Raw genomic sequence first — 12,036 nt, 5'->3', positions numbered from 1 at the left:
GGAGGTTCCGGAGTCAGACGGCGGCCGTCTTCTCAGGCTCCGGCGTGGCCTCGCCGTCGGTGAGGGCGGCGAGGAAGCGTTCGGCGTCCAGGGCGGCAGAGCAACCGGTACCGGCCGCGGTGATCGCCTGCCGGTAGGTGTGGTCCACGACGTCGCCGGCAGCAAAGACACCCGGGAGGTTGGTGTGCGTGCTGGGCGAGCTGACCTTGAGGTAGCCCTCATCGTCGAGGTCCAGCTGGCCCTTGAACAGCCCGGTACGAGGGTCGTGTCCGATGGCGATGAAGAGCCCTGTCACGTCGAGGGCGGAGGTCTCACCGCTCTTGACGTTGCGCAGCGTCAGGCTCGACAGCTTCTGCTCACCGTGGACCTCGCTGACCTCGCTGTCCCAGACGAAGGAGATCTTCGGGTCGGCGAAGGCCCTCTCCTGCATCGCCTTGCTGGCGCGCAGGGTGTCCCGGCGGTGCACGATGGTGACCGACTTGGCGAAGCGGGAGAGGAAGGTCGCCTCCTCCATCGCCGTGTCGCCACCACCGATCACCGCGATGTCCTGGTCCTTGAAGAAGAAGCCATCACACGTGGCGCACCACGAGACGCCTCGGCCGGACAGCTCGTCCTCGCGGGGCAGACCCAGCTTGCGGTGCTGAGAACCGGTCGCCACGATCACTGCCCGCGCGTGGTGCACTGCCCCGGAGGTGTCCGTGACCGTCTTCACGTCGCCAGTCAGATCCGCGGAAACGATGTCGTCGGGGACCAGTTCCGCACCGAAGCGCTCGGCCTGGGCCCGCATGTTGTCCATCAGGTCAGGGCCCAGGATGCCCTCGCGAAACCCGGGGAAGTTCTCCACGTCGGTGGTGTTCATCAGCGCGCCGCCGGCGGTCACGGCGCCCTCGAAGACCAACGGCTTCAGGGAGGCGCGGGCGGTGTAGAGCGCGGCGGTGTAGCCCGCGGGGCCGGAGCCAATGATGATCACGTTGCGGACGTCGCTCACGGGTTTCTTCCTTGTCTCTGCCGACTGCTTGCTGGCTGACTGGGGCACTCACCCCACCCAACGGAATCCTACGGGGCCGCATTCCCGGCAGGCTCCGCCGCAGGGTACGGGGCTCAGCGAGGCACCGCAGCCGGGCTTGTCCATCTGCTCACGGTCAGCGACGCGGATAGGACCGGGAGAGAAGCACCTCACCCGGGTGCGTCGAGGACGTCCGTGTGCACGAGGAGGCCACCAGGTAGGCGGTGACCTGTCGGAGGTCGGAGGAGTGCGGGAGGACCAGGAGATAGGCGGCCTGCCCCTGGTAGGTCTCGCGTGAGGCGGCGAGTGGTGCCTCGTTCCGTCGTGTGCCGGCCGCCACACATGGGGGGACGTTGAGGATTGTTCCCCGCAGGGGGGCAACGGAGGATCCGTGGGCTTCCGACTGCCCGGCCCCGGTCCCTGAGGCTTTGGCGGTGTGCAGGAGGGCATGCACGCGACGGTCGACGTCGGCTTCCGAGAGCCCGTCCCGACCGGACGTGCCATGCGGAGAGGCCGCCGCAGTGGTCGACTCCGGTGGCCTCGTCTCCAGGGAGGCTCGGACGACCGCGATGCCCGTGCCGAGAACTGCCACAGCGGCTGCTACCGCGAGCGACCGGCGTGCCCAGTGACGATGCTGACGCGGCTCGCCCGCCCCCTGCCCGAGACCGCTGGTCTCGGGCGGGGCAGCTGCCGTCCTCCCGGTAACCCCGCGGGCCCACCTGGCGCGCGGCTTGGACCCGCTCTGCCGTGAGGGGTGCGTTTCACGTGAAACACGCCCGCTGCACTCAGACGACTTGGTGGACCTGGGGGCTCCCAGTGCATGAGGGGGTTCGTGCGACCGAGCCGCCGTTTCACGTGAAACCGACGGGGAGGCTTGCTGGCTGCGGGTGGACTCGAGCAGTGCTTCGGCTGCGAGTGCCGCGTCGATACGCTCCTCGACGTCCACGGGGGTGCGCACCGGGCCTGGGAGCCTACCGAGCAGTGACCGGATCTCCTCCAGGGAGAGGCGTACGTCCTGACAGGTGGCACACGCCGCCAGGTGCCTGCGAAGTTCTACGTCGCGCGCGTGGGGCAGGAGGCCGTCAGTGAGCGCCGAGATCTCCACTACCTCGGGATGCTGTTCCGCACCGGTACTCGACGTCACGTCTTTGCACCTCCGCCCTTCACTCCACCTGGCTGCTGTGGTGCTGTCGCATGTGGGACGGCTGTCCCCTGCGACCGGTTCCTTCCCCCTCCCCCGCCGTCGTTACCCCCGCGATGGGGACGCAGATGGGTGAGCAGGGGGAGGAGCCGAGCCCGACCGCGTGAACAACGGCTCTTCACGGTTCCCGCCGCCACACCGAGGATCTCCGCGGCCTCGGCCACCGGGTAACCCTGCATGTCCACCAGGACGAGGGCGGCGCGTTGCTCGGGCGGCAGCGTGCGCAGCGCCTTGAGGAGTTCGCGGGTGAGGTCCTCGCGCTCGGCCGGCACCTCGGCGGACTCGTGAGGCTCGAGTACCTGTTCCAGACGCTCGGTCTCCGCCACGGGGTCGGTCCGGCGCGAGGCGGCCTTACGGGCCCGGTCCAGGCAGGCATTGACCGTGATGCGGTGCATCCATGTCGTCACCGCCGCGTCGCCACGGAAGGTTTTGGCAGCACGGTAGGCGGAGAGCAGCGCGTCCTGGAGGGCGTCCGCCGCTTCCTCACGGTCGCCCAGTGTGCGCAGGGCCACCGCCCACAACCGGTCGCGGTGCCGGCGGACGAGTTCGGAGAAGGCATCGGGATCGCCTTCCACATGGCGGGCGAGCAACGCCCGGTCGCTCACGTCGAGGGGTTCGTCGCCGCGGACCGCCACATGTCCCCCAGACGCCGGCTCCAGGTGCCCCAGTCATTGAAGCCGCTGGGTCACCAGAAGTAAACAGAGCAAAGGCGCACGGTAGGGCCCTGAACAGGCCGATGGGGCGCCGCGCAGGACGCCCCATCGCAGGATCCGGCTGACTCAGGAGCGGGGCCCGGAGAAGGAGACCTCCTTCAGGGCCTGCTTGTAGCCCGGACCGCTGTACCCCACCTGGCCGGATTTGGGCACAGCCGTGATCCAGACCACGATGTACCGGGCCTTCTCAGGGTTCTTCAGTGAGACCTTCGCCTGGTTCCCCTCGGTGGTCTGCGCACCGAGCTTCTTCATCGAATCGACCGATGCGTTCGTGGAGAGGGAGTCGGCGGCGTAGAGGGAGACGGCGGTGTACGGACCGGAGTCCCGGAACTTCAGCTCGGCCTCGGAGACCTTGTGGTCGGCCCCGAGGTCGTAGACGATGCCGACGCCCTTCTTGAACGGTGCCAGTTTCGGGCCGTCGTCGTAGGTCTTGGTGTCCCAGGAGGTGCTGTCGTTCTTGTCGTACGTCAGGTCCACCTGGTTGGGGTGCTGCGGGCTCTCGTCCGGTGCGTACTCCTGGGCACCGGCGATGGGCAGTTTCTGTACCGCTGAGCTCGGTGTGGTGACCCGGCTGTCGCCCGTGGAGGTGTGGGTGTTCTGGTCGCCCTCGTGCTTGAGGAGGGTGTCGGCCAGCTGCCAGCTGCCCAGGCCGAGAGCAGCGATCAGCAGGGCCGACACCGTCCACTTCAGGGCTTTGCCGGTGCGGCTCTGCAGCGGCTGCGGCGGGACCGGCGGGGCGGCCTGGGGACGGGGCTGACCGTTCCGGTTCGGCGGCTGGCCGTATGCCCCCTGGGGGCGCTGGTACTGCGGTGGGGCGGCGAAGGTTTGCTCCGGCGGGCGGATTCGGGGCATCGCCGCGACGGCTTTCGCCAGCTCCTCCGGGGTGGTGCAGGGCTGCTCCAGGCGGGAGGCGGTGGCGCCGTCGTTGACCAGTGCGCGCATCGCGAGCTCTGACAGGCCTCGGTGGACCCCGGCCCGTACCTGGTCGGGCGGGAGAAGCCCGACGTCGCGCGGCAGCCCGCTCATGCCGTAGGCGTCGCTCTCGTACGGCCACCGCTGGGTCAGCGCGGCGTAGAGCAGCGCGCCGATGGCCTCGGTGTCGGTGCGCTGCGGGGCGTCACAGGTGATGCCCCGCAACGCGGCCATCACGGCGAGGCCGCGGATGCGGTACTGGCCGGACTCGGTACGGAGCACCGAGCCGGGGGTGAGCCGCAGGTGGGACAGACCTTCGCGGTGGGCAGCCGCCATGGCCTGGGAGACCTGGCTGACGAGCTGGTACGCGTCGTGGGGCTCCAGCGGGCCCGAGGCGAGGACGGCTGTGAGCTCGGTGGCGTCCGGCAGCCATTCGTGGACGACGTAGACGAGGTCGTTCTCCTCGACGGCGTCCAGCACCTGGACGAACCGCGGATCACCGAGAAGGGCGGCGGAGCGGGCCGAAGAGAGCACGGGACGGGCACGTGGGTGGTCCGCCGGGAGGACGTGCACGCCTACGGCGCGACGCAGCTTCTCGTCGACCGCACGCCAGCTGCTGAACCCGTCCAGTCGGGTGAGGCACTCCTCAAGGCGATAGCGTCTTGCGAGCTTGTGGCCGCTGTGCAGTTCCGGCGGCTGCGCCTCGGACGTGCCGGTCGGCTCGGTGCCGTGTTGACCACCGTGCTGGTTTCTTTCGGCTACCCTCTCGGCCTTCGCACCGTCGGCCGTGGCTTTCCCCGCCTTGGCGGGCGGCGGTTCCTCACCGCTCGTATCAGCCACGTCGACGGCAGCCGTGCTCCGTTCCGCCACCGTCGTTCCTGCCTCCCCATCCGTTCATGCTCCAAGAGCCACGACAATTGTGCCCACAGTTCGCCGCCATGCACGACACATGGAGGTGAGCGATGGTTGCGCCGATTCAGCGACCGAGCTTCCGCCGCACCATTCCGACCAGCGCGTTCATCTCCTCCACACGCATTCTTCGCGCGGCGAGGAAGAAGACGACGGCCAGCACGAGTGCCCCTGCCACCAGCGCGGCGAGCGATCCGAGGAGGCCGCTGCCCAGGGACTGCATGAGGACATACACCACGACACCGGAGAGGGCCGTCGCAGGAATGCTTGCCCCGGCCAGCCGGGCGTATGTCCGGACGATGCGTGCGCCGTCCAGGTCTACGCCCATCCGCTGCCGAAGACGGCGCCAGGCCACGCCCACCCCGATGATGTAGGCGAGCCCGTACGAGGCCGCCATGCCCACCACCGCCCAGCGGGCCGGCAGCACCAGGAAGCAGAGAGCGGAGGCGGCGGCGTTGACGCCGGCGACGATCACCGTGTTGTAGAAGGGCGTCCGCGTGTCCTCGTATGCGTAGAAGGCGCGGAGGACCACGTACTGCACCGAGAACGGGATGAGGCCGACGCCGAAGGCCATCAGCATGTACCCCATCGAGACACCGGCACCCGAGGACTGGTAGATGAGGGTGCACATGGGCACGCCGAGGGAGAGGAAGCCGAAAGCGATCGGCACGATGGCCACCGCCGAGGTACGCAGCCCCTGGGACATGTCGTCGCGCACCGCTCCGGCGTCGCCGTCGCTCGCCGAGCGGGAGAGCCGGGGCAGCAACGCGGCCATCACCGAGACGGTGATGATGGCCTGGGGCATGTTCCAGATCAACTGGGCGTTGGAGTACGCCATGTATCCCGTGCCGGAGACGCCCTGCTTGTCCGCGGAGTTTCCGGCCCAGGTCGCGAGCTGGGTGACGACCAGCACGCCCGCCTGGTTGGCCAGCACGAACAGGACCGTCCACTTGGCGAGGCGGGCGGCCTTGCCGAGGCCGTGGCCCCGCCAGTCGAACCGCGGACGCATCCGGAAGCCGGCCTCGCGCAGGTAGGGGACCATCGCCAGCGCCTGGACGACCAGGCCCAGGATGGTACCGACCCCCAGCAGCCGGATGCCGGCGTCCGGGATCGTGGTGACCCCGAGGTGTGAGTGCTTGGCGGACCCGTACACCCAGATGAACAGGCCGAAGGTGGCGATCATGACGACGTTGTTGAGGACGGGCGTCCACATCATCGCGCCGAAGCGGCCGCGGGCGTTGAGGATCTGCCCCATCACCACGTGCACGCCCATGAAGAAGATCGTGACGACGCAGTAGCGGGTGAAGGTGACGGTCACCTCGTTCGTCGCGGGGTCCTGGGAGAAGTCATAGGACATCGCCTTGACCAGCAACGGGGCGGCGGCGACCGCGATCACGGTGACCGCACCCAGCACGACGACGACCAGGGTGAGCAGCCGGTTCGCGTAGGCCTCGCCACCGTCCTCGTCCTCCTTCATCGCCCGCACCAGCTGCGGGACGAAGACGGAGTTCAGGCCACCACCGATGGTCAGGATGAAGATCATCGTGGGCAGTGTGTACGCGATCTGCCAGGCGTCACCCAGGACGGCGGCACCGAGCGCCGAGGCGATCAGCGCGGAGCGGACGAACCCGGTGAGGCGGGAGACCATGGTGCCGGCCGCCATGACCGCACTGGACTTCAGCAGGCCCCCGCCGCGCTTTGCTGCTGCCACCCGGGGCTGGGGCTGGCTCTGCGGCCCGGGCGCCTCGCCCGGCTGCGGCGGCACGGACTCGTCGGCCGGCTCCGGGGCGAGCGGCTGGGGCGGATAGGTGGGGTACGCCGTGGCGCCCGTCGACGGGCCCTGCGGGCTCCCCTGGAGACCTGGGGAGGGCGGGGGCTGCGGCGGACGATAGCTCGGGCCCGGGTGCTGTGGCTGCTGCCAGGCCGGTCCGGAAGAGGACGGGGCCCCCTCCTGGTCCTGGGCCGTGACCGCCTGCCGAGCCGGCCCACCGAAGCCGTGAGCGGGCGCCTGAGGCCTGGCGTCGCCGTAGCCCTCCTGGTCGCGGAAGAGGTGGGCGAAGGCGTCCTGGGCGGGCTGCGGGGCCTGTGGAGGGGCCTCCTGGCCGCCTCCGGAGTACGGCCCCTGCCCGGCGTACGGGGTGGGGGTGCCTCCGTACTGCTGGGGGGGCTGCCCCGGTGCCCACGCGTCGGCGTCGGCGGTGGAAGCCGGGTGTGGAGCGGACGGGTAGGGGCCGGCAGGGGCCTGCGCCGCCTGGTACGGCGAGGAACCCGCGCCGTCACCCGCAGTCGGGGAAGCCGCCGTCTGACCGTCGAAGGGGGACCCGGGGCCGGCCGGAGAGTCGTGGCGGTAGGAGCCGTAACCCTCCGGAAAGGGGCCCCCGGCCTGGTAGGCGCCCTCACCCGGGTAGGCGTCCTCGCCCGGGTAGGCGTCCGGCGCCGGACTGCCGTTCTGTCCGGGGTACGCAGCGGGCGGGACGGGTTCGTTCCCCGGCTGGGCGTCTGATCCACGCCGACCGCGGTCACCCTCGTACGGCGCGTTCATCCTTGCCCCACTTCGTCTCTGTCCGGTGCTGGGAGCCGGTCGTGCATCAACGGTCCACCTTCTCACCCGGGCCGGGTCCGTCTGTCGTGCGCGATCCGGTGTCCGGGGTGGGGTCACTCGGGTGCGCGGGGCCCTCGTCGGCGCCACCGTTCCCGTCGTCCCCAGGGCCCTCGTCGGCTCCGCGCCGCTTGCGCTTGAGGTAGATCCGCACGCCCGCCAGCACGAGCAGCAGTACTCCGCCCGCGATCACCAACATCACCGCAGAGGTGATCTCGGTGACGTTGACGACGAAGTTCATGGGCCGGCCGTACGGCTTGCCGTCGGCGGTGTACAGCCGGGCGGTGACCCGGACCGGGCCGTTGGCGTGCGCCGTGGTGTCGAACTTGAACGACTGACTGTGACCACCGGTGACGGTGATGACCTGCGACTTTCCGGTATCCAGACGGTTGGGCTGGGAGGACTTCATCACCAGCCGCAACCCCTTCACGTCCTGGACGAGGTTGTTCTGCACCGTCACGGGAATGGTCGCGCTGCGACCGGAAAGCGTCGCGTTCGATTTTTGGATAAGGCTGACCTTGTGGGTCAGGCCGTTCAGGTAGTCACGGACGGAAGCCCGGAACCGCGTGGCGCCTTCCGGGTCCCCCCGCCACTGGGTCGACATCGCGCGCATCATCGCGTTGCCGAACGGGGTCTCCACCCGCTCGGGCGAGGAGAGGACCGCCTTGAAGGCGGTCACCGAGGACTGGATCGACTGGATGTCCTGGAACGCCTCGGTGGGCAGTTCGCTGCGGCTCAGTGACGCTGGGTAGCTACGCCGGCCGGGTACATGACGCGTGGCGGACGGGTCCGGGGAGGCCTTGGAAGCGTCCTCGAGGGAGAGGGCCTCGGTCCACCGATCGCCGCTCAGCGCCTTCAGGCCGGCCGCCATGGCCTTCGCCTGGTCAGTCGAGGGGGTACGGGAGGGGGCCACCACGATGCTCCGCTGCCGGGCGGGGTCCTGGAGGCTGATCAGGAGCGTCTGGGCCGCGAAGTCCTGCGAGGCACGGGAGATCGCCTCCTTCGTGGACATGTCGCCCTCGAAGGCGGTGGACAGCGTGTCGTCAGCGACGACCGCCGTCGTCCCGCCGCCGATCGGACGGGCGGCCGTCGGCGTGTACGGGAGGCTGGTGCTCTCGCGCATGCTGTCGCTGCGGGCGATGACGTTGTGTGCACCCGCGGAGGTGGCGACGTCCACGATGGAAGGGTCGACCGCACCGTCAACGGGCCAGGCAAAATCCGTCTTCGGCTTCACGTGGAGGACGGTGTCCACCGTCGTGTTCGCCAGGTCCGTCGCCGCCCCCAGGTGCCCGAGCGCGCTCGGCACGTTCCGCCCATGGTGGGCGAGGGAGGCCAGGTCAGGGTCGGCGAAGGGCAGTGCCACCACCTCGTGCGACTTGGCCAGGCCCTCCACGTCGTCGAGCCACTCGTTGGCCACCTTCTGGTGCTTGCCTTCAACCGTGCCGTGGCCCGTCTCGACCTTGTAGTCCTTGCGCATGGCGTCGACACTCGCCAGCAGGTCGGGGTCGATGACCAACGTCACGGGGAGCTTCTTCGCCAGGCTGACCATCTGCTGCAGACGCCCGCCCGGAGCGATCTCCTTGGCGAGCTCGTCGTCGCGGAACACAGGTGTCTGCGTCAGGTTGGCATCGGTCTCCGCCGTCAGGTGGGTGGTGGAGATCAGCGGCCACAGGTAGGTGAGCTGGGTCTTCTTGGCCGCGTCCGAGGTCTTCCAGGGCAGGAAGGTCGTCTGGGTGCCCAGGACCTGGTCGTAGGTGGTGCGAGGCTTCCTGCCGGTGAGGCTCACACCCAGCTCGTACACGCCGTCCCGGCCGAGGTGGAGGTCCTTGGCCGGGACCTCCAGGGTGAAGGGCTGGTGGGCGCCGGCCCCGAGCGTGCCGATCTCCTGCTCGTGCCCCTTCACCTCCTGGCCCACCGCCTGCGGGGAGAAGCCCCCCCGGCCCGCCGCGTGAGCCAGTGCGCTCCTGCTGGTGATCTCCGCCCCTCGGCGCAGACCGACCTGGAGGGAGGAGAGCGATGCGGTGGTGTCGTTGGTGACAGTGCCCGAGACGGTGACCTTTCCGTCCTTGGTCGGAGCGGAGGGGGAGACCGAGTTGATGGCGATGTCCACCGGCTGCGAACCAGTGGTCTCGGCTCGTGCCGCGGGAGCCTGCGGCAGTTGCCACGCGGTGGCCAGAACGGGCACTGCGACGAGTGCCGCCACAGCCGAGTGCAACCATCGGCGCCGCGGCCGTTCAGTCGCCTGGAACCCTGCCGCCTCGGCCACGCGCTCGCCCGTCCCTCGTCGTCGTCAGTGGTCGTCGGTGTTGCGTCCACGAATGGTAACGAGGGCCGGCAAGCGGAAGTGCTGCGGACCGGCGCTCCAAGGCGGTGAGACCGCCCACGCGAAGAGCGCCGCTGGTCGGGCCCGGTGTGTGCGACCTCTCAGAGGACTACACGGAGAGAAAGCGGATGGCGGTTCCACGGGGCGGCCGGCCGGGTCGCCGGACACGTAACCTGTTCTGCTGTGCCGAACGCCAACTTTGACTCCCAGAACCAGAGCCCCGGACGGTCCGCTCCGGCAGCCGACGCACTGAACGCGGTCCAGCGCCGTGCGGTCAGTGAACTGCTGCGGGTCTCCCCCGTGGCAGACGACCTCGCTCGCCGATTCCAGGCGGCAGGTCGCTCCCTCGCGCTGGTGGGAGGGTCGGTGCGGGACGCACTGCTGGGCAGGCTGGGCAACGACCTCGACTTCACCACTGACGCCCGCCCCGAGGAGATCCTGGAGATCGTCCGACCCTGGGCGGACGCAGTGTGGGACGTCGGCATCGCCTTCGGCACCGTCGGCTGCAAGAAGAGCTCCTTCGACATCGAGGTCACCACCTACCGGTCGGAGGCGTACGACCGCAGCTCGCGTAAGCCGGAGGTCTCCTACGGCGACTCCATCGAGGAGGACCTGGTCCGCCGGGACTTCACGGTGAACGCGATGGCAGTGGCCCTGCCGCAGAAGGAGTTCATCGACCCGCACAACGGGGTGGAGGATCTGGCCGCCCGCGTGCTGCGCACCCCGGGCACCCCCCAGGAGTCCTTCTCCGACGACCCGCTGCGCATGATGCGTGCGGCGCGTTTCGCCTCCCAGCTCGACTTCGAGGTGGCAGCGGACGTGGTGACGGCGATGACCGACATGGCCGACCGTATCGAGATCGTCTCGGCGGAGCGCGTCCGGGAGGAGCTCAACAAGCTGCTGCTGGGGGAGAAGCCGCGGAAGGGACTGTCCCTGCTGGTCGCCACCGGCCTGGCCGAGCGGGTGTTGCCGGAGCTGCCGGCGCTCCGCCTGGAGAGGGACGAGCACCACCGGCACAAGGACGTCTACGAGCACTCGCTGACGGTCCTGGAGCAGGCCATCGACCTGGAGGAGGAGGGGCCGGACCTGGTCCTCCGGCTCGCCGCCCTCCTCCACGACATCGGCAAGCCGCGGACTCGTAGGTTCGAGGACGACGGACGGGTCTCCTTCCACCACCACGAGGTGGTGGGCGCGAAGATGACCAAGAAGCGCATGATCGCGCTGAAGTACTCCAACGAGATGGTCAAGGACGTCTCCCGCCTCGTCGAGCTGCACCTTCGGTTCCATGGATACGGCACCGGCGAGTGGACCGACTCGGCCGTGCGGCGGTACGTCCGGGATGCCGGCCCGCTGCTGTCCCGGCTCCACAAGCTGACCAGGTCGGACTGCACGACGAGGAACAAGCGCAAGGCCAACGCTCTGGCCAGGGCCTACGACGGGCTGGAGCACCGCATCGCCGAACTGCAGAAGCAGGAGGAACTGGACGCCATCCGTCCTGACCTCGACGGCAACGCGATCATGAAGGTTCTGGAGATCGGTCCGGGGCCCGAGGTGGGGCGTGCCTACAAGCACCTGCTGGAGCTTCGGCTGGAGAACGGTCCGATGGAGCCGGACGTCGCTGTGGCGGCCCTCAAGGAATGGTGGGCCACCCAGCAGTGATGTTTCACGTGAAACGGGCCAGAGAAGCCCGTTTCACGTGAAACCACGGGGTACCGGACCTCTACTTGTCCTTGAGGCAGAGCACCACGGAGGACCGGTGGCGACGTGAGCCACTGGTCTCTGCGTACGCCGAGTACTTGGTCCGGTCGCACTGGCTGAGATCGCTGGTGCTCTCGTGCACCTCCGCCACCTCGAACTCGGCGTCAGCCGCACCGCAGTCGACGGTCTCCATGTCCGGATCCGCGTCTGTCCCGCTGTTTTTCATGCAGTCGCCCACCGAGACGGTCTGTGCGTCCGTGCCGAAGATGTTGTTCCAGACGCTGTAGAAGCCGGCCAGCGCCGCGATCACCACGCCGATCACCACGAACGACATGATGACCCGCACGATCCTCCGTCCCACCGGCACCGGCTGGACGATGCTCGACCGGGGAGGAACGGGCTGTCCCTGCGGGGCGCCGTAGGGGGCCTGCTGCGGTGGGAACTGCCCCTGAAGGGGCGGCTGTTGCCCTGCGTGAGGGATGCCGGCGTACCCCTGGGGAGGTTGCCCGTAAGGCGGCTGCGGCCCCCCTGCGTAGGGGCCCTGCCCGGGTGCGGGTGCACCGTAGGGGTTGGGGCCGGGAGGCGGTGGTGTGGACACGAGGTTCCCCCTTGACGTGAGCCTGTCGGCTGCATGAACTCCGTAACGTAGCGCGGCGTTACGTGGGGGCGTGAGCG

The 12,036-nt window shown here is 69.4% G+C and carries 7 protein-coding genes; 1 reads left to right on the top strand and 6 read right to left on the bottom strand.

Annotated features, from left to right (window positions below):
- Positions 1 to 13: 13 nt before the first annotated feature.
- The 5 genes from trxB to ACFV3R_RS01690 all read right to left on the bottom strand — a co-directional run bounded on the left by trxB (position 14) and on the right by ACFV3R_RS01690 (position 9,606).
- Positions 14 to 988: a thioredoxin-disulfide reductase gene (trxB, locus tag ACFV3R_RS01710; RefSeq protein ID WP_385573489.1), complete on the bottom strand. Its 975-nt coding sequence runs from the start codon at positions 986 to 988 to the stop codon at positions 14 to 16.
- Positions 989 to 2,146: 1,158 nt separating this feature from the next.
- Positions 2,147 to 2,812 carry an RNA polymerase sigma factor SigM gene (gene sigM, locus ACFV3R_RS01705; protein WP_385573485.1) on the bottom strand — a complete coding sequence of 222 codons (666 nt, stop codon included), beginning with the start codon at positions 2,810 to 2,812 and terminating at the stop codon, positions 2,147 to 2,149.
- A gap of 174 nt (positions 2,813 to 2,986) precedes the next feature.
- Positions 2,987 to 4,702, bottom strand: coding sequence for a protein kinase family protein (locus tag ACFV3R_RS01700; RefSeq protein ID WP_385573481.1), 1,716 nt, complete (start codon positions 4,700 to 4,702; stop codon positions 2,987 to 2,989).
- 106 nt (positions 4,703 to 4,808) lie between these two features.
- Positions 4,809 to 7,283 (bottom strand): murein biosynthesis integral membrane protein MurJ, encoded by a 2,475-nt coding sequence (gene murJ / locus ACFV3R_RS01695; protein ID WP_385573478.1) that lies wholly within the window; start codon positions 7,281 to 7,283, stop codon positions 4,809 to 4,811.
- Between the two features lie 46 nt (positions 7,284 to 7,329).
- On the bottom strand, positions 7,330 to 9,606 hold the full coding sequence (locus ACFV3R_RS01690) for a DUF6049 family protein (RefSeq protein WP_385573476.1): 2,277 nt from the start codon (positions 9,604 to 9,606) through the stop codon (positions 7,330 to 7,332).
- 240 nt (positions 9,607 to 9,846) lie between these two features.
- On the opposite strand from ACFV3R_RS01690, the gene ACFV3R_RS01685 reads away from it, so the two are divergent.
- On the top strand, positions 9,847 to 11,322 hold the full coding sequence (locus ACFV3R_RS01685; protein WP_385573474.1) for a CCA tRNA nucleotidyltransferase: 1,476 nt from the start codon (positions 9,847 to 9,849) through the stop codon (positions 11,320 to 11,322).
- A gap of 61 nt (positions 11,323 to 11,383) precedes the next feature.
- Here the strand turns inward: ACFV3R_RS01685 and ACFV3R_RS01680 are convergent, their stop codons facing one another.
- Positions 11,384 to 11,695, bottom strand: a complete 312-nt coding sequence (locus ACFV3R_RS01680; RefSeq protein ID WP_385573472.1) for a hypothetical protein — start codon at positions 11,693 to 11,695, stop codon at positions 11,384 to 11,386.
- Positions 11,696 to 12,036: the final 341 nt, after the last annotated feature.

It is taken from the genome of Streptomyces sp. NPDC059740 (genome assembly GCF_042733155.1).
Classification (GTDB): Bacteria; Actinomycetota; Actinomycetes; order Streptomycetales; family Streptomycetaceae; genus Streptomyces.
The sequence above is the reverse complement of the archived record's forward strand: the minus strand, read 5'-3'. Positions and strand labels throughout refer to the sequence as shown.